General features: G+C 34.1%; 18 protein-coding genes and 1 pseudogene. 11 read left to right on the top strand and 8 right to left on the bottom strand.

Annotated elements, in window-relative coordinates:
• Positions 1-753, top strand: a 753-nt coding sequence (locus tag SB717_RS22360) for a hypothetical protein (RefSeq protein ID WP_410904761.1), incomplete at its 5' end; no start/stop codon positions are given.
• Between the two features lie 177 nt (positions 754-930).
• Here the strand turns inward: SB717_RS22360 and SB717_RS22355 are convergent.
• Together SB717_RS22355 and SB717_RS22350 are read right to left on the bottom strand one after the other, a co-directional pair.
• Complete coding sequence (locus tag SB717_RS22355; protein WP_221790740.1) at positions 931-1,758, bottom strand: STAS domain-containing protein; 828 nt, start codon at positions 1,756-1,758, stop codon at positions 931-933.
• A gap of 452 nt (positions 1,759-2,210) precedes the next feature.
• The gene (locus SB717_RS22350) at positions 2,211-2,438 is read right to left on the bottom strand and encodes a helix-turn-helix domain-containing protein (RefSeq protein ID WP_216885323.1); all 228 of its coding nucleotides are present in this window, start codon (positions 2,436-2,438) and stop codon (positions 2,211-2,213) included.
• 985 nt (positions 2,439-3,423) lie between these two features.
• Here SB717_RS22350 and SB717_RS22345 point away from each other — a divergent pair.
• Entirely contained in the window at positions 3,424-4,125 is a 702-nt protein-coding gene (locus tag SB717_RS22345; RefSeq protein WP_221790738.1) for a MerR family transcriptional regulator, read from the top strand.
• Positions 4,126-4,266: 141 nt separating this feature from the next.
• Here SB717_RS22345 and SB717_RS22340 read toward each other — a convergent pair whose 3' ends face one another.
• From SB717_RS22340 to SB717_RS22325, 4 genes are all read right to left on the bottom strand, one after another.
• Positions 4,267-4,671, bottom strand: a complete 405-nt coding sequence (locus tag SB717_RS22340; RefSeq protein WP_410904760.1) for a hypothetical protein — start codon at positions 4,669-4,671, stop codon at positions 4,267-4,269.
• Between the two features lie 33 nt (positions 4,672-4,704).
• Positions 4,705-5,136, bottom strand: coding sequence for a hypothetical protein (locus SB717_RS22335; protein ID WP_410904759.1), 432 nt, complete (start codon positions 5,134-5,136; stop codon positions 4,705-4,707).
• Positions 5,137-5,158: 22 nt separating this feature from the next.
• Complete coding sequence (locus SB717_RS22330; RefSeq protein WP_410904758.1) at positions 5,159-5,893, bottom strand: ParB N-terminal domain-containing protein; 735 nt, start codon at positions 5,891-5,893, stop codon at positions 5,159-5,161.
• Positions 5,894-6,000: 107 nt separating this feature from the next.
• The gene (locus SB717_RS22325) at positions 6,001-7,287 is read right to left on the bottom strand and encodes a replication protein (RefSeq protein WP_410904757.1); all 1,287 of its coding nucleotides are present in this window, start codon (positions 7,285-7,287) and stop codon (positions 6,001-6,003) included.
• Between the two features lie 2,038 nt (positions 7,288-9,325).
• On the opposite strand from SB717_RS22325, the gene SB717_RS22320 reads away from it, so the two are divergent.
• The 4 genes from SB717_RS22320 (at position 9,326) to SB717_RS22305 (ending at position 11,529) form a co-directional block, all read left to right on the top strand.
• A complete protein-coding gene (locus SB717_RS22320; RefSeq protein WP_410904756.1) occupies positions 9,326-9,568 on the top strand; it encodes a hypothetical protein in 243 nt (80 codons plus the stop codon).
• A 739-nt stretch (positions 9,569-10,307) separates the two neighbouring features.
• Positions 10,308-10,526: a hypothetical protein gene (locus SB717_RS22315; RefSeq protein WP_116075841.1), complete on the top strand. Its 219-nt coding sequence runs from the start codon at positions 10,308-10,310 to the stop codon at positions 10,524-10,526.
• Between the two features lie 53 nt (positions 10,527-10,579).
• Complete coding sequence (locus SB717_RS22310) at positions 10,580-10,879, top strand: hypothetical protein (protein ID WP_410904755.1); 300 nt, start codon at positions 10,580-10,582, stop codon at positions 10,877-10,879.
• Positions 10,880-11,040: 161 nt separating this feature from the next.
• Positions 11,041-11,529 carry a hypothetical protein gene (locus tag SB717_RS22305; protein WP_410904754.1) on the top strand — a complete coding sequence of 163 codons (489 nt, stop codon included), beginning with the start codon at positions 11,041-11,043 and terminating at the stop codon, positions 11,527-11,529.
• 148 nt (positions 11,530-11,677) lie between these two features.
• Here the strand turns inward: SB717_RS22305 and SB717_RS22300 are convergent.
• Positions 11,678-11,803: pseudogene (locus tag SB717_RS22300) on the bottom strand (transposase); the annotation flags it as partial.
• A gap of 253 nt (positions 11,804-12,056) precedes the next feature.
• Between SB717_RS22300 and SB717_RS22295 the strand changes: the two are divergent.
• Genes SB717_RS22295 through SB717_RS22280 form a run of 4 tightly spaced genes read left to right on the top strand, consistent with a single transcriptional unit; the run spans position 12,057 to position 17,080 of the window.
• Positions 12,057-13,358, top strand: a complete 1,302-nt coding sequence (locus tag SB717_RS22295) for an ABC transporter substrate-binding protein (RefSeq protein WP_410904753.1) — start codon at positions 12,057-12,059, stop codon at positions 13,356-13,358.
• A 21-nt stretch (positions 13,359-13,379) separates the two neighbouring features.
• Positions 13,380-14,324 carry a carbohydrate ABC transporter permease gene (locus SB717_RS22290; protein ID WP_221790722.1) on the top strand — a complete coding sequence of 315 codons (945 nt, stop codon included), beginning with the start codon at positions 13,380-13,382 and terminating at the stop codon, positions 14,322-14,324.
• Positions 14,324-15,172, top strand: coding sequence for a carbohydrate ABC transporter permease (locus tag SB717_RS22285; RefSeq protein ID WP_410904752.1), 849 nt, complete (start codon positions 14,324-14,326; stop codon positions 15,170-15,172). Before SB717_RS22290 ends, SB717_RS22285 begins: the two co-directional genes overlap by 1 nt.
• 54 nt (positions 15,173-15,226) lie before the next feature.
• Entirely contained in the window at positions 15,227-17,080 is a 1,854-nt protein-coding gene (locus tag SB717_RS22280; protein ID WP_410904751.1) for a glycoside hydrolase family 32 protein, read from the top strand.
• Between the two features lie 269 nt (positions 17,081-17,349).
• Here SB717_RS22280 and SB717_RS22275 read toward each other — a convergent pair whose 3' ends face one another.
• Positions 17,350-18,333: a LacI family DNA-binding transcriptional regulator gene (locus SB717_RS22275; protein WP_410904750.1), complete on the bottom strand. Its 984-nt coding sequence runs from the start codon at positions 18,331-18,333 to the stop codon at positions 17,350-17,352.
• A 396-nt stretch (positions 18,334-18,729) separates the two neighbouring features.
• On the opposite strand from SB717_RS22275, the gene SB717_RS22270 reads away from it, so the two are divergent.
• Positions 18,730-19,971: an MFS transporter gene (locus SB717_RS22270; RefSeq protein ID WP_410904749.1), complete on the top strand. Its 1,242-nt coding sequence runs from the start codon at positions 18,730-18,732 to the stop codon at positions 19,969-19,971.
• Positions 19,972-19,979 lie beyond the last annotated feature (8 nt).

The raw sequence follows: 19,979 nt of genomic DNA, 5'->3' as shown, positions 1-19,979 counted from the left end.
AGAACTAGAAGTGGTATCACAGTCTATTTTTGGTTTATTAGAGAAGGAGGAGCAGCGATGAGTTTCCGTTTATCTCAGCGTGATAAAGACATTATAGCGTTTATCAATCAATTTAGAGCCGTGGATCGAGACTCATTAGTTGACCTATTCTTTAAACAGCTTAAATCACCCGTAAATGCGTGTAATAGTGTCATGGTACGTTTATATCGATTAGGGCTCATTGAACGCACACAGCAGTATTCTCCAACCGTCTATTTGCCTGTGGATGCAAAGATCAAAAAGAACTCTCAAAAAATATTACATTTCCTTTCTATCTTGGATGTCTACAAGCAAATGTGTACGTATAGCACACCTAAACAGGTCATTGTTGAAGATAAGCCCACTGGACGAAAAGGAGGCATTGAACCGGATCTCTTTTGTATTTTTAAAGGATCTCCTTTTTGGATTGAAATTCAACGCAATCAGTATTCCGAACAGAAAATGCAAGCGAAGATCAATCTCTATGAGGAGTTTTTCTTTTTGGATGAGTGGAAAGCGTTGCACTGGCAACCTGAAGAACGGGCGCCTATCTTCCCTTCTGTCATTTTGATTACACCTGTTCGTTATGCTGTTGCTTCGGATCATATACGAATTATTCAAGTAGCAAGTATTCATGAACTGTTGGAGAAATATAAGAGTGCTGGTAAACAGCAAAGAGATGGAAGACCAAGAGTATCATCATCCTCAAATGGAATCAAAATTAACTTAACATAGGATATTAAGAAAATATGTCTTCTGATAAAAAAGAAAGCTATCCCATCGCAGGACGGGTAGCTTTTGAGGGAATTATTAGCATGGTAATATTAATTATAAAGTCAGCGTTCTAAGCCATAATAGGCAAGACTATTCGACTTACAATCATTTTTTGATACTGGAAATATTTATTCATATTTACTGCATTCGAGAGTTTGTGTAGTCTAATGCTCCATAAAGAGTGTTAAAAGTGACGATGTCATTTAATTTTACACCTAACTGAACCATTGTAAGGGCAATTTCAGAGCGAATGCCACTTAATACAACATCTATTCCTATAAGTTTCAAAGCCGCAACTACTTTGAAAAGTTGGTCTGCCACCATGGTATCAATAATAGGTACGGCAGATAGATCAATAATTAACCAACTTAGTTTGTAAGTATTACCCTGTTTCAATGCATTTTCCATTAAAATTTGAGCTCTATGTGTATCAATCTCCCCTACAAGAGGAATTATGCCAATTTCTTTTGTTATACGCACTACAGGTATAGATAGTTCATCTATAGCGTACTGTGCAGATTGAATCTTATCTGTATAATCTTTCATATAAGATTTACTTATCCAATGTACAGCTTTATCTACTACTAAATTGTATCTAGATATCACTTTAGAGAACAAATCAAAAGAAAAATTTTCTTTCTTTGCTTCTTCTGTAATGATTTCTCCAATTAGATTTCGATAATAACTGATTTCTTCTAAAGCAATATCTAAAGGAAGTTGAAGAGTTGTTAATACATTTGCTACTTCCATTCCCCACTTTTCTAAGATTTGAAAAGTATGCTCTTTATTAATAGATATAGATTCTGCATAGATTTTAATTAAATTCTCTCGCCAAGGAACCAATTGAACATACACATCATGATTATAAAAATGATAGTGTCTTTTTTGTTCAGCTAATTCTTCTTTTTTATGTAAGATTACAGCCGTAATCTGTTGTAATTTTTTATTTAGCAATACATCTTCCATTTTTTCACCTACTAAACATCATGATTATGTAGTAAAAGCATAACATATATAATTTTTTGGTAAAACGGGTTCCTTTATGCAAAAGCTAAATAACTTAAACCATAATATTTAGTGATTGTATTTAAAATTATCTTACTTTACTCAGTAAGAGATCTATTAATTACGTAGTTGCTGTAATACGTTTTATGTAAACGAGCTTTATATTTTATATATGGTATTCATAAATTAATGTCTTTTTTTCTCGTGGTCTTTCTGGGTGTCTTTTACTGTTTTAGCCATAGCTAGAAATATAATTAATGCAATGACGATACCCTGTATAATATCTCCGGACAATAGAATCATCCCCTTTTTGTTAATTATATTATATAGATTAAGAAGCTATCTCAGAAGCATTAAGTACCTAAGACGCACATTGTTTAAAGAACTAGGTAAAATACGTTCAGTAAGCCTTTTTATATGTCAAAAAAGTCTTGAATGTTCTTGTTTTTGTCCATTTTTCGAGCAGTATTCATAATTTTCTTCATGACAACAGGTGATGGTATGTAGTCTCTATTGTTACAAATACGCCAAATGGTATTTCTCGATACTTTACTTTTCTCTGCAAAATCAACCTGAGCAATACCTTCTTGATCTAACCACCTACCAAACTTCGAACGCTTTGGATTCTTCCACCAGAACATAACCATCCCTCCTTATCTATCAGCCTGTCCACTTTTCACCACTTTGAATCATCTTTGGAGAAAATATAGGCATAAGGAGGTAATTTAGGCATAGAATAAGAGAAATAAAATTAATTTGCGCATGTTGTCGATATTTTTCCCATAGACATATAGCATGAATACAGTTAAGACCGCCTTATACACTATAAATAATGGGCGGTCTTTGTTGTGGATATTCGTATCTAAATAGAAAAGAGCCTAGATTCTAAGAATAGAAGCAAGGCTCTTTTTTTGATTTCGGTGCAAAGAATACGTAGTAGACCATAAAATGTCACTTTTCTCTAAATAAATAACTTATGAAATTAATTTAAACAATTTATGAATCAATTATTTGGAATGCTTAGCGCACTTTTTTATTTCAGTCATCATTTAACTTACCAGCTATAGAATCTGTCTTAAACAGTTACTCTAGTTCCTTATCTACTAAAACTGAGCGATTCTACACTTGGTTTGACAAGGATTTTATGTAACTTCGCTCAGAACGCCATGTATTGAGAGGTTTTTGTACTTTTTAAATACAAAAATAAGTGCAATTTCTCTATGAAAGAGACTAACATTCGCTATCCTGCACTTTGTCTATACAATTTTATGTGCAATTTGTTCAACTCTAGTTAAACTTATACTTAAGAACGTATAAGTTTAACTACAATATCATCCTCATAGTTAAACTCAAGTTAAACTCGCACTCAAGAATATGCAAAATTAAATGTAATATTCTCCTTGTAGCTCAACTTAAGTTGAATCTATACTCAAGATTGTGCAAAATTAATTATAGATTACAAAAGGTTATATCTTCTTTTGTGTAGAATTATATATTCAAAACTATGTTTGTTTGAAATTGGATAGTACTTTATGAAGAATTTCGAGAAAGTTTAGTAGTAGATTTGATATAATGTTAACCAGTATAGCAATCTTGGCGTAGAACAAGATAAGGAGTGATTGATTTATGTCGCAAACACAAGAAGAATTATCTTATCAAATAAAAGATGTTGCAGAGATTCTAGGATGGTCTCAATCCAATGTGCGAAAATATATGAAATATATGAATTTGCAGGGTAGTCGAACCGAGGGCGGTCATCGGCGCTTTAGTCAGCAGGATTTAAATGATCTGCTAGAAGCAAAACGTTTAAAAGAAGAAAATGACTACTCTTTAAAAATGATTCAAGCGCATTTTAACAAGGAATTGACCGATGAAATGATTGAGAAAAATGAGTCTCTTAAGTCATTTTTAGAAGAATCAGTAGAGGAACTGCAAGAGCAAGTAGAAGGTAATACAGAAAAAATAAAATCAATGGCTGAGTTGTTTGATGGGTTTGTTAAACATACTGAAAAGCAAATAAAACAGATATCTGAAAATACTACTCAAGAAATACTATCTCTTCAGCAATTAATGCGAACCTTGCCAGACATTAAAAAGTCTGAACAAAACCAGCAAAGGTTGAGAGAGGTTGAAGCGAAAATAAGGATTCAAGCACGGGAAGAAGCTGTTGAATTGTGGAATCAAAAACCGGAAAGTGAAAGGTTTATACGAAGTGGTTTTCTAGGTCTGCAGAAAACTGAAAAACTAGGAGAAAGACAGGATTTTATTGAATCATATATAGATAAGAAAGTTCTTCAATATGTTCAAAGTGATGAAAGTGTTAATTAATATATGGTTTATCCGTCATGTGAAATTAAATAAGAAGTAAGACAAAGTAAAAGACCCTCTTGCTTCGCAGAAGAGGGTCTTTTACTTTGTCTTATTTTTTTATAGTCTTTTCATAACCTATTTGAAGGGAATGACTCTTTTTTAATTTTTTGAGAGTAAATGAGAAGAGACAATACGCTCATTTGATAGGTATGTCTTTTCCTTTGAGAATAGCTTTAATCCCATAATATCAGAGTGAACCTGTACGTTTACGGAATGATAATGTAAACCGTAATCTTCTACACTAGGGAAATCAATGTTGAACTTCCCATTGTACTCAGGTTTGAAATAATTGATCAGAGCTGCTTCTGTTGCATCTATGATTTGATTATTTAATTCCAGTGGCGGATTCTTTGTGATCTCTTGTAGTTCGAGTAGATCTTCATCCTTACTGTCTATTTCCTCAAATAATTGTGATTTGAACTCCAATAATAGAAGGGCTAGATCTTTTTCTGGATATTCACGTAGAAGATCTGCTTCTACCTTCTGTAACGTAGGATCAGACATTAACTCTTCAGCAGGAATACGTTCTCCATTTTCTCAAAATGCCTGCCCAATATAAATAATCTCTGTATCTAGGTAATACTTTGAATACTCACGGTAGACATGAAGAAGATTTAACTCGACAGGTCCTTTTTCCCAACCTGTAAATACCATCGCTTTACGTGGCTTCTCATAGTCAAAATCAAATTTTCTGTGATCAAATTCTGGCATATCATCCGAAAAAATAGAAATATCCAGTGTCTCTCTTGAAGTATGTTCTCCTGTCCCGACGATTACGTCAAAACGTATATAATTTTCAAAGAATTGGACAGAATCTTCATCTATATTTAATTTTGGGATTAAAGTGGCCACGTAAATATTATATCTCCGATTATCTGGCGATAAATAATCTAAATCAAAAGGGTAACTCATGCTTAAATGATAAGCCCATGTTTGCAGCCCATAGTCTGGCATATATTTAGTATTCATAGCTGCCTCCTTAGAGAGTACGTTATTTTTGATAGTCATAAACAACCGGAACGTTTTCCATTTTCATGGTTTTGGCCACAATATAACGACGATAGCCATCTTTCAAGATCTTCGATTCTTTCTCAATTGTTAACGGCTTGTCAAGGTGTCCTGTACGTTTCACAAATTCAATGACTTCTTCTGTTTTCACAGGGTTTGGACGTGTCTTTAAGAAGGCTTCAGGAACGATAATGTCCTCAAAACTCACGACATCCTTTGTCCCTTTTGGCTGAATAGGTTGCTGCTTCTTTGATTGTGCAGCCTTTTTCTCTTGAACAGGTATTTCGTTCACTTCTGGCTGTACAGTTTTCGCTTCTTTGGCTACAGGCTCTTGTTTTTCTTCCTGCTTAGTAGCTACAACCTCTTGTTGGGCTTCTTTCTTATCTTTTGACTCATTGGCTTCTTTATCGTTTTTATTCGGGAGAACGGTAATTTGGAAGCAGATGATACCAATTTCTCCAGGGCACTCGTCAATAGGAATATCTAACGTTGGTTCCCCTTGAACTAAGATCTTTTCATGCATAATACTCTTTTTTGTCAGTCCGGTTTTATTGAAGGCTTTCTTGGCAACAAACACGGTATACGAAATAAACGTACTCTTCTTCAGACCTTTAGGCGCAGATGGAGAGCCTTTTTCACGCATATCAAAGGCAACGTAGCGATCGTATTCTCGTAATGGACCTGTCGCAGATCCTGTTAGGGTCATTTTATGTGGCATCGTGATCTCCTCCTACATAGATTTATATATTAATTATTTAGAACATATTTCTAAATAATAATACCCTAATTAAACATCAGCTTCTAAGGGGTTTCTTCACTTTTTGATTAAGAAACTGAGCCTTTTAACTGGTCCTGTTGGTGCAATAAAGCTTGTTCCTCTGGTGTTAAGGCTTGTCCAAGATCTTGTTTCAGCTGCGCCATTTCGAACGAACTGTACGTAGTACTGTGCTCTTGGAGTAAGGTTTCTTCTTCTGGCGTTAGTTCTTGCCCTAAATCCTGCTTTAATTGAATCATTTCAAGCTGTTGATCCAGAGGAATAGCTGTTTCTTGTGTAGACTCTTTTTGCTCCTGTTCAGCTTGTAACCAAGCAGGAACCAATTCCTTACGGATGATATGTTTAGGCGTAAATAACGCTGCTGTTTCAGCTTCAGTATGTATGTCTGACTCAGATGATGGTTCTTCTGTATTCCCTTTTAGTAGATTTGTAAATTGATTATAGGCAATTTGATAAACAAGACGGCACATTTCATCCAGTGATAGAGTAGTACCCTTATGTTTCGCCTCATGAACATATTTATCTAAGCCAACAATGGCTGTATAAGCGACTTCATGTACTTGTTCTTTCACAATCTCAATCTCTGTATCTCTTTTTACTGCTTTAGCTGCATTTTGAATACGAGCGTAAAAATCTTTTAGTTGATGACCATATTTACCTGCGTACACATTATTTACTTTTTTAGGAACACCTTTGATATACGAAAATGACTGTGAAGCAGATATTAAATGATTATTTAAATGCTTTTTAGGTAAATCAAGGTTAATAAAGGGGGACGATGTTTTTTCGTCCTCAAAGCTTGGTGTATCAACGTTTTCGGCACTTTCTGGACTTGTCACAGGAGTTGTCACAGGAGTTGTCATTTCTTCTTGTTGAAGCGTTTGGACACCTGTTGTGTCATGGTCAAAAAAGATTTCATCACAAATTTGATCAAAATTTGTATGGCTTTTAAGGATAAATACATAGCTATCAGGATGAGCACCTGTTGTATCTTCTTTGATATAACGTGCCACGATCATAAAAGGTGTTTCCTTTAATGATTTTACAAAGCGAGAAACGGTACTTTGGGATACATCAAATTTTTGCATGAGTGTTTTTGAGTGAATGGCTTGAATGCCTGTAGCAACAAGATTATAAATCACGTAATCTAACATTTCCATTCTTTTTTTAGGGAATACTTTATGTAAGGCCAATTGTTGTTGTTTAAAGTAAGTACGAAGGGTTTCTAAAAACGCTTCTTTCTTTTTACGAAGGGTAGGTTTTTCTTTCCATAACCATGTGAATCGTCCATTGAAGGTATTTACATCTTGTAAATAGCAGGTAAAGAGCTTTGTCATTTGTTCATCTTCTCCTTTAAGGAACACAAAAAAGACACTGTCTCCCTGATGAAAGGAAAACAATGCCGTGATTTTGATGAACTAAGCCCTTGAAATAGATGTCAATTTCGTATAAAATAAAACCATAAGTTTTAAATTAAACAAAACTAACTCTATTAACAAGAGACTTCGACAAGTGTTTTTCCTACCGTAACTAGGAGGAACGGTTTAAGAGTGTTCGTCCACTACTTAAACAGTTGAAGTCTTTTTTCTATCCGCACGTTTTTGTTAGTTTTATTATAGCGTTAAGTAGTCTCATAATTCAATAAAAATTAGCAAAATATATCAAAACAAGTATATTTAGCTATGAGTGATCCTGTATTGCTATAGGAATCACCTTAATCATATATGAGTTCTTTAGAGTAGGGGAGGGGAAAAAAGTTTCCCCTCCTCAAGTGTTCTAAAGTATGTTATGATGTTTAGTTCTTATTATTTTTGGAAATTTAATGAATTAATACAACTTCAATGTTAAGGGTAAATGGCACTATGCAAAATTCCAAAAGTATGATACAAGCAGTTTCTACTTATAAATGTAGAAGCTGCTTTTTTTATTAATATGTGAGGGGGAAATGGTTCTATTGGAAAATTAGGAGCCTCAAGTGGTGAGCTTACTTATGAGAAAATTAGTACAGTTCCATTCTTTTTTTGTTTATATTTGAATCTATTACAAATGTCAGATATAGCGTCGTCAGGATATCTAATTTTGTTTTTAAGTATGTAATCTTGAACGTATTAATATGTGACTACATCGAGTGAAATTATCCGGCCTTTCTATCCATCATCCTCATACTTCCTCATACTTCCTCATCGATTCTTTTAACATATCATTTAAATTTTCTATAGAAATTAGACAACGTTCCATCGTCTTATCTTTGACTTTAATTAAATTTTTAAGGGGTCTTTCTCGGCTGAATTGTTGATTAAAAATAGCTCATGTGTGAACCTGATTCTTTGAAAATTGCTGTTAGGATTAGTCATGTTTCTTTATCTACTCATCAAATTTTTTAACAACAATAGCATCAGCATTTCTTATTTTAAGTCCCATATTTTATTTGAACTTCTCAAAATAGTGGTGCTCTTTTAAAAATAGAGAGAAGAGCATAAGGGGTTTTTGCCCCCACAGAGTGTGTGGGGTTAGGCAGAGCCTAACAAAAACTCGGGTACAAGGAAATGTTTGCAAGAACCCCCTCAGCGCACCCAAAAATTGAAGGACAGTCCCTTCACCGCACCTTCAATGATCACAACATTTGTGCCAGAAGCCCCTTCACCGGCCCTTCATAGTTGATAAATGTTCCCTCAAGGGTCACCTCATTTTGAAGTGTTTTTTGAAAAAATAAGACAGAAGCAAACGATCTTTTTTTGTTTTTTTCGCACGTTCTTGGTCAAAACAGCCTTCTTTCTTTGCTCACAATACAAGTGATTTAAGCGTGTTTTTTTTATCATTTATGAATGAATTTTTACTCTAAAAACGATTACTGTTCTGAAATAATGCTGATTCACAGGTCATCAACATTTATCTTTTTTATGTTCAGAGCAAGTTCATATGAGTTAGAAAAAGATGTTGTAAAAAAGAAAATGAAAAACTATAGAAAAGCTGATATAGAATCAAAAATTGCGATAAAAAAAGATGCGATTCACTACAGTGATGAAAGCATTCAGCTCTATGAAAAATGACTAAAAAAGTCTACAAGAAAAGATCCAAAAATTAAGTGAAAAGCAACAAGATTTTGCTACGAAGTGAAAAAACACATGTTAACAGTAGGTCAACATGTGTTTTTTTGAGGTTCACAGCAGATTCACATACCCAATTTTCATGTTCACAGTAGGTTCACGTAAAGGAGTTTACGTCAACAGTAGGTTCACATTCAACAGGTTTTCTTGTACCCACGGTTTTGCTAGGCTCTGCCTAGCCCCACACCTATGGTGGGGGCAAAAACCCCTTATGCTCTTCTCTCTTTTGTAATGGGGAACCACAATTTACAGGAAAGGAACGAATGTCATGGATATGTTTTTACAAAATATCGATCTGATTGTTGTTAAAAAATTGGGTGGAATCGCGAAAGGAAAGAACATTTCTTCCCAAGAATTTTTAAAATTCAGCTTAAAAAGGAGGGAGGTACAGAGAGAGTTAAAGGATAATGACAAAGGGAGAAAAGAGAAATCATTAAATGGATTTACGAAACTTTTTGCACGGAATACCGATGCACATTCTACAAAAAAAGGAATGGCGCACAAGAGATAGAACGTTAAAAAAAGCAAAGGTTTAAAGACGAAGTGAAGACTGAAGAGTATTCTTGTTTTATACTGGGAAAGCAGAAGGAGAGAAAAAGCAGCAGGCAAAACAAGGTGAAGCTCTTTTAGTTATGAAAGATCCATATTTATAAATTCATAGTCAATCAATCGAGCCTTGTAAAGACCTTTTTTCTTTCCATTTTGCGAGCAATGCACATAATCATTACAGAACTTACAATGGGTTAGATCATCCTTCCTAATTGGTGGATTAACAATACTCTCACAATAAAGACAAGTTAGTGTAGTCACTATAAAACCCTCTTATATTGTAAAAAAAGAGAGCATTAATGCTCTCTCTTAACACTCACGATTCATACTCCTTTTCTTCATCAATCCATCTATCTTCGGTCAATAGCCCACACTTAGGGCATTTATATTTTGGATCTATTTGAGTTGTTATTTCCTCAACTTTACGAGGTTCACATAAATGAATTAAAAACAAGTATTATCACACTCCAAATAAATAGAAACCATATCATTGTTATTATTATGGGTTTCATAAGTGATAATAACATCTTTTTCATATTTTAAAAGGTTACATAATATCAAATTAGCTTCTTCTTAAAAGAGAGCAGTATTAGAAAGTATATGAGTCAAGGATGAAGGGGGGCTCCCTTTTATTTTGTCTTCTCACCATATAACCCTTATCATGGAAGTGGATGATAATTATGGTGAAGGAGGACACAATTATGCGAGCAAAAATCGAGAAAGCTAAACATGTGGTCATGTTTAAAGCCACAGGGGAGTTTTATGCGCATGAGGTCAATCAAGATAAAATAAGAATGGGTTTTTTTGTCTGTCCTTCATGTGAAGTCACAGTACATTATAAACATGATCATTTCTTTTCCCGTGAACATAAACGAAATTGTATCTATGTGAAAGAACAATTTAAGAAAAAAGCCTACTAGATAAGTGAAGATTCAACGGTTCTACGAGACTATGGAGAAAAGGGGGAAACGATATGAAAAACCATGTTTATCAAAATGGACGCTTAATTCAAACGAATAAAAAGTTTTCAGCATTAAAGCAAAAGCAGAAAGAATGGATAACGAACGAATTAAGACAACGCTATATTAGTGCGATCAACTACCCTCACGTCAAATTGCACCCCAGGAAACGAGACCAAATTTTAGACGAAGTTTATGATGTTATTGTAGCCAAGGACATATGGATACCTTTTCATGAAGTGAAAAAACATTACTTTAGAAAAATCCCTTCTTTTATAAGCAGTCATCGAAAAATGATGGAAAAGCAGGAGTAATTATTTTGTTTAAGTAAAGGAGAAATTTTTCTTCCTAAAATAATGTTTTTTTCGGAACTTCATCAAAAAGGGAACGCTTGGGCTAAAGGGCTTTGATGAGTTCCTTTAGCTCTGTTAAATATACCTTAATCCAAAAAGCACCCTGAAAGGATGTGATGAATTTGAAAATAGTGAATTTATTAATGACACTGATTGCTGTTTTACTCTTTATATCTGGTTGCAGTACGCAAGTACCAAAAGAGAAAAATAAGGTAGAAGATATTTCAAGGCATAGCGCATTTAATTTAGATGCTGAAACTATTAGAGACTTAGAAAAAGGAATCATAAAAGGAACACCTTTAAGGCTTGATAATGATACTAAAATGAGTGATGTAGAAAGAATTTGGGGCAAACCAAACGAACATTTTGACAATGAAGACATTCAAACATATAGATATACAATTAAAAATCAAAACTTCATTATCGACGAAGATGAAATGAACGAAATTTATACAATTCAAGTTGAACTTGATTATTCAAAAGATGAAATTTTGGAGATAATGGGTAAACCAACAGAACCTGGGAATATTTTTATTTATGAAAAAGAAAATTATATTATTCAATTTGAGAAATTCCATAATAAATGGCGACTAATTTTAAGAAAAAAATAGCTGTTTTTACATTTGTTTTCCTATTTGCACTAATATACGGCTTCGTTGCAGTGCATTAACAACTAATAGCCTTAACGAGACAAACCTTTTAATGCCGGTTTGTTTTTTTATACTATTGCTCTCAACAAAGAGAGCCTTCTTCTGAACTGATAGGCGTAAGTGCCTTTACCCATTTATAAATTGTTACTTCTGATACGCCATATTCGCTGCTTAAATCTTTAATCGAGTTTCCCACATGATATAAATCCACAATATTTTTCTTAAACTCACCATTTTAAGGACTTAACTAAATGGTGTTCATGAAACTATACTAACTCCACTTTAACGTTTATATACTTTTTTGTATTAAAGCCTCTTATTTTAAATGATAGAAATAGAATTGGATATAACAAAGAGCAATAAACAAAAAAAGAAAATTCAAACATTTTATAAGAAACCGGTTGACATATGAAACCGGTTGACATAAAATTCTGATTGAAAGCGCTTTTATATTTGTGGAAAAGATAAATGAGGGGAACGTGAAATGTATGAAAAAATGGCTATTAGTAAGTATAGCTTTATTACTGATTTTTGCTGCAGTAGGATGTAGTAAAAATCAAAGTGTAAACAGTGATGGAAAAAAGACAATCACAATGTGGGTACATGTATCTGATGATAATGAAGAAGGAAAAGTTTATAAAAAACGAGTAGATGCTTTTAACAAGAAATATGCATCTAAAAATGTTAAAGCTAAAATTGAATTTATTCCACGTAGTGGGAACGGTGGAGGATATGAAGATAAAGTAAACGCATCATTGACAACGGATACATTACCCGATGTTATTACGTTGGATGGTCCAAATACAGCTGCTTATGCAAAATCTGGCATCATTGCTCCACTAGATGATTACGTGAAAGATCAAGATGATTTACTACCGAGTATCAAGCAACAAGGTACATATAAAGACAAATTGTATGCAATTGGTGCGAGTGAATCATCCGTGGGAATTTACTACAATAAAAAAATGCTACAAGAGGCAGGCATTGATTTAAATACGTTACCGACAGTTGATAATCCTTGGACATGGGATCAATTTATGGCTCTTTGTAAAACGTTAAAAGAAAAATATAATAAACCGGCTATTGATATGCAATTACAATCAAAAGATGAAATGTTAACGTATGCACTAACACCATTTGTATGGTCTGCAGGGGGAGAAGTTCTCTCAAAAGATGGTACGAAAGCAGAAGGTGTGTTTAATAAGAAGCCTACTGTTGAAGCAATGAGTTTTATTCAAACGATGTTAAAAGAAGGCTATACAACACGTACTCCGGTCAAACAAGCTTTTGAAACAGAAAAGTACCCAATGAAGTTTAGTGGTGTATGGACAGTAACGGATATGGAAACAAACTTCCAAAAAGTTGATTATGGTGTGATGCCTTATCCTGTATCACCAAAGACAAAGAAACTAGTTTCACCTTCAGGAAGTTGGCAGTTTGCAATGACAGAAAAATCTGAAAATAAGGAATGGTCTGCAAAATTGGTGGATTGGATGACAAATAAGGATTCAAATTTAGAATTAAGTCGTACAATTGCAGCCCTACCAGTTCGTTACTCTTCTGAGAAAGTGCTTACAAAAGAATTTTCTGATCAAATGAATGTATTCATGAAACAATTAAAGGAATCAGGACACGCACGCCCAGTAACACCAGCATATCCACAAGTAACACGTGCTTTCCAACAAACAATTGATGATATCAGTTTCTATGATCAAAACAAAAATATCAAAAAAGTCTTAGATTCACGTGCTACAGAAATGCAGGAAGCTATCGATAAGGCTAATCGGTAAAAACAGCTAGAAGGAGGCATTATGATTAAAACTGGATTAAAAGGAAATAAGACTGTTTACAATTTTCCAATAAAATTAAAAGTAACTAAAAATAAAATTAAATGGAAAGAAAACGTAGTAGCTTATACATTTTTAGGACCGGCATTATTACTTTTATTGCTGTTCCTCATTATTCCAGCTATTATGTCCATCTACTATGCATTTACAGATTACTATCTGTTAACGCCCGATATGCGTAAATTTGTCGGATTAGATAACTTTATCAATTTATTCAAGGATCCTATTTTCTTGAAAAGTTTAGTGAACACTCTAAAATTTGTTGTTTGGGTAATTCCTTTACAGATAGGGGCAGCACTTGGGCTGGCCCTCCTGTTAAACAAACAGCGTAAAGCTAACACATTTTTTAAAGTAGCCTACTTTAGTCCTGTAGTAATGTCGCTCGTTGTTATCTCTGTTCTGTGGCTCTATTTGTTAAATCCAAATGAAGGAATCATCAACAATGTACTCACGTATTTTGGTGTTTCAGCTCAACCGTTCTTAACAAGCCCTAAGCAGGCGATGTTTACAATTGTTTTTGTTTCAGCATGGCAGGGAGCTGGCTTTCAGATGCTAATTTTTCTGGCAGGCTTGCAGAACATACCTGGGGATGTCTATGAAGCTGCACAGTTAGATGGAATGAATAAATGGCAACGATTTATTTACATTACATTGCCTTTATTAAAGCCAACCTCCATTTTTATCTTTATAACGACATTAATTGGTGCATTTAAATTACTGGTTCAACCAATGGTCATGACACAAGGAGGTCCAGTCAACTCCACGATGACAGTTGTATATTACATTTATCAAACGGGTTTTACGGATCGAATGGTTGGATATGCTAGTTCAATTGCTCTTCTCTTTGGAACAATTATTGGATTGGTTACGCTAGCCCAACGGAGATTAGTGAAGGAGGAAGATGACTAATGAGACGGAAATTCGGACCCTTAACAATTTTAGAGTACATTTGTTTGGTTCTGCTCGCGGTATTATTTATTTTTCCATTGTTCTGGATGATCGCATCATCAATGAAACCAGAAGCAGAAGTATATAATAATATGAATAGTGTCAAGGCTTTCCTACCTTCGTTCCATCCGTCGAATTGGTTTATATCTTATAAGCAAGTTCTGTCACGCTTTCACTTACTTGGCTATATAGTAAACAGTTTGTTCTATGGTCTATGTGTAGCAGCTGGTTCTGTCATTATCAATGGGATGGCAGGTTATGCGTTCGCTAAATTGAATTTTAATGGGAAAAGAGTACTGTTTGGTCTTTTATTGGGCCTTTTAATCGTCCCACTTGAAACAATCTTAATCTCACAATTTACTATAGTTCACAAACTAGGATTAGTAGACACTCGCCTTGCAGTAATCTTGCCTGCTTTAGCAGGGGCATTCAATATCTATCTATTCCGAAACTTTTTTATGGCCATTCCAGCAGAGATTATTGAGTCAGCCAAGTTGGATGGAGCAAATACGTGGCAAATATTCTTAAGAATTATGTTACCGATGTCCAAACCGGCTGTTGCTACCGTTGGAACCTTAGCCTTTATCGGAAGTTGGAATGATTATATCTGGCCTTTGATGGTCTTGACGGACAAGTCGAAATTCCCTATCCAAGTAGCAATCACGGCAATTAATAGTACAGATCCTGTTTATACTAATCAAGTTATGGCTGTACTTACCATATCTACCATTCCATTAATCCTTATTTATATCGTAGCCCAACGATATATTTTGGAGGGAATTGGTGGTTCAGGGACAGGTATCAAATAGAAAACAGTATATAATTGGTAAATTAATAATCAAGAGTCGAGGAGTTGGATGTCTATGTTTAGGAGAAAGCTAATTATTCCAGTGGTAGCATTAATTGGATTAGCATCATTTAGTTGTTTTGTGAGTAAGGATGAAGCAAAGGGTAAAGATTATAAAGAGAATATCTCGGAAGTAACTTCCTACAATGAATTATATCGTCCACAATACCATTTTTCACAACCCGAAGGTAATTTAGCTGACCCAAATGGTTTAATTTTTTATAAAGGAGAATATCATTTGTTCCATCAACAGAATGGAACTTGGGCTCACGCAATTAGTAAAGATCTTACTCATTGGAAACATATGCCTGTTGCCTTTGGACATGATAAATTGGGCGAGGCCATTTCGGGGAGTGCTGTAGTAGATTGGAATGACACAAGTGGCTTCTTTGATGGCAAATCTGGTCTTGTTGCAATTTTTACTAACACATTGGATGGATTAGAACAGCAAAGTCTCGCTTACAGTAAAGATAATGGTAGAACTTGGGTTAAATACAAAGGTAATCCGGTTCTTCCAAACAATGAAGGGAAGGATTTCCGGGATCCAAAAGTTTTCTGGCATGAAGAAACAAAACAATGGGTAATGGTTGTATCCACCAATCAAAGTGTTACCTTTTACGGGTCGAAAAACCTGAAAAAGTGGACAAGAATGAGCCGATTTGGTGACCAGGAAGGCTCACATGCAGCAGTCTGGGAATGTCCAGATTTGTTCCAGCTACCTGTTGATGATAGTGGAAAGAAAAAATGGGTCCTTCATGTGAGTATTGGAGATAATGATGAAACAAATGGATCAACTGCTCAATATTTTATTGGCGAATTTGATGGAAAAGAATTCAAAAATGACAATGGGCCAGAGACAGTTCTGACAACAGATGTAGGACAGGATTTCTACGCAGGGCAGACATTCTCTGATATTCCCGAAAAAGATGGAAGACGTATGTGGATTGGCTGGATGTCTAATTGGCGTTATCCATACCAATCACCAACTTCTCCGTGGATGGGTAATATGTCTATCCCTCGTGAATTGAAATTAAGGACAATGGAAAATGGTGAAATTAAATTAGTACAAGAACCAGTGGATGAATTAAAACAATTAAGAGCAACCACTACAAAATTTAAACCTTTTACGTTTGAAGGAAATAAAAAGATTACTAATTTTAAAGGAAGTACATTTGAATTTGAAGCAGAAATGACATGGAAGGAAATACGTGAGTTAGGAATTCGTGTGCGACAAGGGGATTCAGGAAAAGAACACACAGATATAGGGCTTGATGTGAAAAATCACAAAGTTTTTATTGATCGAACAAATGCTGGGTTGAAAGAATTGATCGATCGAAATGGAAAACCATTTGCATTTGGTTCACGTCATGAAACTGATTATCCAAAGAATCGCAAAAAAATCAAAATTCATGGTTTTGTGGATGAATCATCGGTTGAAGTATTTATTAATGATGGGGAACAAACTTTTACAAATTTAATTTATACTAATCCAGCTAATCGTGGCATTGAATTATATTCAAAAGGAGGTAAAGTACGTGTAGACTCCCTGAAATTTCATCATTTAAACTCTATTTGGCGTGATAAACTCAAAAAGGACAAGTTAGAAAGAATTACATTAAGTGAACAAGCAGTCGTTCTTAAAATAGGTGAAAAAAAGGACGTTCAAGCAGTAACAAAGCCAGATTGGTTAGATTACAAAGGTGAGTTAAAGTGGGAAGTAACTGACAGGTCAATTGTGAAAGTATCTACCGAAGCTAGAGGTTCCGAAGGAACATTGGGAGGGTTAAAGATAGGTAACACAACTATCAAAATCTCTGACAAAAGTGGAAGAGTGATTACGGAGTTGCCTGTGAGTGTGGTAGGGAACTAGAATAAAGATAAATCTATTTAATTTTAAAATGTAAACGAATTCAAATGGTTTCTTTATAAATACTATGTCATTTTAGACAAACTTCACCAATTGATGAAGTTTGTCTTTTTTATTATATAATATACGAGAAACTATTTTATGAGTTTAAAACCTAAACATAGAGCGTACTCATTTTTATGTAAGAGGGCTACTATTAAACTTTTTTAAAAATTAATTTATGCTAATCGGTTGACATCTAAGTGTAAAAATAATATGTAAAGATACTATCTTTAAGTGGTTGTTCCTTCTAAAAGCTCAACAGGCAGGTTTGTTTCAAGTGGTAAATCGTTAAATTCACCTTCAACTTCTTTTGTTAAAATCTCAATGGCTTTTTTAGCAATTGACTCAATTGGTTGACGTATAGTTGTTAATCCAGGCAGGAAAGTTTGACTGGTTTCTGTTCCATCATATCCTATGACTTTTAGTTCGGTTGGAATGTCTTTTCCCCTTTTTTGTGCCTCAACTATAACAGAAGCAGCAATTAAGTCATCACTTGCAAAGATACCATCTACCTCTGGATGCTCATCGAAAAGTTTACAAATTACCTCTTGCTGAATTTTACGATCAAATGTATTTGAAATTTCATACGTAATCGGTGTCTTCCCCTGTTCATTCATGACATATTCATATGCTTTTCTTCTTAAATTTGCTGGTGTTTCTAGTTTAATTGGTCCGTTAATATGGATAATATGCTTACAACCTCTAGAGATTAATAATTCTGTTGCTTGGATTCCTCCAGAATAATTATCAGAAGAAACTGTAGGTATCTTTTTCGATAAATAATGATCAATCGCTACAATGGGGAGGGTTTGGTTGTGATAATCTAGTATACCTCGGTTATATGTCACAGCTATTACACCGTCTACCTGATTTCGTATTAACATTTCCCAATATTTCTCTTCTTTATCTATACGATTTAAACTGTTACAAAGCAACACCTTATAATTGAGCGAAGCACAGATACTTTCAATATGCAAAACTAGCTCACCAAAAAATGGATTACTTGTCTGTGGTACGATGACTCCTATCAGATTTGTTCGTTTATTGAACAGAGAACGAGCAATATCATTGGGAAAGTAATTGACCTCTTTCATTGCTTTGTAGACATTTTTCTTTGTTTCATCACTTATATAACCGCGATTGTTTAATACGCGAGAAACAGTTGTTGGCGAAACACCTGCTATTTTTGCCACATCGCTAATTTTGGCTTTCATCCTATTTCCTCCTAATTTCTTAAGAACCATTTATTAGTATTATACTTAGATAAGTTGTAACAGTAAAATCCATTGAAATGAAAGAACTTATACTTAAATAGTTTTGCTTAATCATGTTAAACGTAAATCCGGTTATATCCATCCATATTAGGACATAAGACTTTGTAAATTAATAACCTTTTTGAGAAATTACAAATTTAATAAGCCCTAAAAAGTCTAGAATATTCATATTTTAATTATAATCTATTTATTAAATGATCCAAAGTAACGTAATTATTTGAATATTCAACAATGAAACCGGTTGACATATGAAACCGGTTGACATAAAATAATATTGAAAGTGCTTTCAGATTTAAAAATTACTATTCTACATCACTAGCTAAAGGGGCAATTAACGTGAAAGGTTCAAAAAGTCTATATTGGAAGTTAAGTGCATATTTCTTCTTTTTCTTTTTTACTTGGTCTGCTAGTTATTCTTTATTTTCTATTTGGTTAGGGCAAGAAATAAAATTAAATGGTTCAGAAACAGGTTTGATTTTTTCTGTAAACGCTATCTTTGCCTTATGTATACAGCCTTTGTATGGTTATATTTCTGACAAAATAGGTTTAAAGAAAAATATCTTATTTTTTATCAGTTTATTACTTGTATTTGTAGGACCATTCTATATTTTTATCTATGGACCGTTATTACAATACAATGTCTTTTTAGGTGCAGTTGTTGGGGGACTATATTTAGGAGTAGCTTTTTTGGCTGGTATCGGAGCTATCGAATCTTACGTTGAAAAGGTTAGTCGTAAGTATAAGTTTGAGTACGGAAAATCAAGAATGTGGGGCTCGTTAGGATGGGCAGCAGCTACATTTTTTGCAGGACAGATATTTAATATCAACCCACATATTAATTTTTGGGTAGCATCTGTTTCAGCCATCATATTGGTAACAATAATTATGTCCGTAAGAATAGAAATGACAGATTACGAAATGGAGAAAGCCGATTCTGTTACATTAAAAGATGTTGGACGACTTTTTCTATTAAAAGATTTTTGGTTTTTAATGATGTATGTTATCGGAGTGACATGTGTTTATAGCGTTTATGATCAACAATTCCCAATTTATTATGCATCCTTATTTCCAACTGAAGCTCTAGGCAATCAAGTATTTGGATATTTAAATTCCTTCCAAGTATTTTTAGAGGCTGGGATGTTGTTTCTTGCTCCATTTGTAGTAAATAAACTTGGTGCAAAGAATAGTTTAATTTTAGCAGGACTTCTAATGGCCTTTCGAATCATTGGTTCTGGACTTGTAATTGGACCAATTGGAATTTCATCCATGAAATTAATTCACGCACTTGAATTACCGATTATGTTGATTGCTATTTTTAAGTATTTAGCAGCGAATTTTGATACAAGACTATCTTCTGTATTATATTTAGTGGGTTTTCAATTTGCCTCTCAAGTAGGTGCATCTATTCTTTCACCAATCGCAGGTGGATTATACGATAATACAGGTTTTCGTCATACCTATATCATCATGGGAATTATGGTTTTGTGTTTTACAATTATTTCAATTTTTACGTTATTAAATTCGAAAAAAGGCATAGAATCGCAAGTCAAGGCTGAAAAGATACAAAAAGTTATCTAGGAGGATAT

The sequence above is a fragment of the Priestia sp. SIMBA_032 genome, from assembly GCF_046535215.1.
In the GTDB taxonomy this organism is placed as follows: domain Bacteria; phylum Bacillota; class Bacilli; order Bacillales; family Bacillaceae_H; genus Priestia; species Priestia aryabhattai.
This window is presented reverse-complemented; position numbering and strand designations above follow the sequence as displayed.

Bases quoted from the DNA above. Each gene is read 5' to 3' on its own strand.
- SB717_RS22310 (WP_410904755.1), top strand. From the start codon at position 10,580: ATGAAAAACCATGTTTATCAAAATGGACGCTTAATTCAAACGAATAAA.
- SB717_RS22335 (WP_410904759.1), bottom strand. From the start codon at position 5,136: ATGAATACTAAATATATGCCAGACTATGGGCTGCAAACATGGGCTTAT.
- SB717_RS22355 (WP_221790740.1), bottom strand. From the start codon at position 1,758: ATGGAAGATGTATTGCTAAATAAAAAATTACAACAGATTACGGCTGTA.
- SB717_RS22275 (WP_410904750.1), bottom strand. From the start codon at position 18,333: ATGAAAGCCAAAATTAGCGATGTGGCAAAAATAGCAGGTGTTTCGCCA.
- SB717_RS22315 (WP_116075841.1), top strand. From the start codon at position 10,308: ATGCGAGCAAAAATCGAGAAAGCTAAACATGTGGTCATGTTTAAAGCC.
- SB717_RS22290 (WP_221790722.1), top strand. From the start codon at position 13,380: ATGATTAAAACTGGATTAAAAGGAAATAAGACTGTTTACAATTTTCCA.
- SB717_RS22340 (WP_410904760.1), bottom strand. From the start codon at position 4,671: ATGTCTGATCCTACGTTACAGAAGGTAGAAGCAGATCTTCTACGTGAA.
- SB717_RS22325 (WP_410904757.1), bottom strand. From the start codon at position 7,287: ATGACAAAGCTCTTTACCTGCTATTTACAAGATGTAAATACCTTCAAT.
- SB717_RS22350 (WP_216885323.1), bottom strand. From the start codon at position 2,438: ATGTTCTGGTGGAAGAATCCAAAGCGTTCGAAGTTTGGTAGGTGGTTA.
- SB717_RS22295 (WP_410904753.1), top strand. From the start codon at position 12,057: ATGAAAAAATGGCTATTAGTAAGTATAGCTTTATTACTGATTTTTGCT.
- SB717_RS22345 (WP_221790738.1), top strand. From the start codon at position 3,424: ATGTCGCAAACACAAGAAGAATTATCTTATCAAATAAAAGATGTTGCA.
- SB717_RS22320 (WP_410904756.1), top strand. From the start codon at position 9,326: ATGGATATGTTTTTACAAAATATCGATCTGATTGTTGTTAAAAAATTG.
- SB717_RS22330 (WP_410904758.1), bottom strand. From the start codon at position 5,893: ATGCCACATAAAATGACCCTAACAGGATCTGCGACAGGTCCATTACGA.
- SB717_RS22285 (WP_410904752.1), top strand. From the start codon at position 14,324: ATGAGACGGAAATTCGGACCCTTAACAATTTTAGAGTACATTTGTTTG.
- SB717_RS22280 (WP_410904751.1), top strand. From the start codon at position 15,227: ATGTTTAGGAGAAAGCTAATTATTCCAGTGGTAGCATTAATTGGATTA.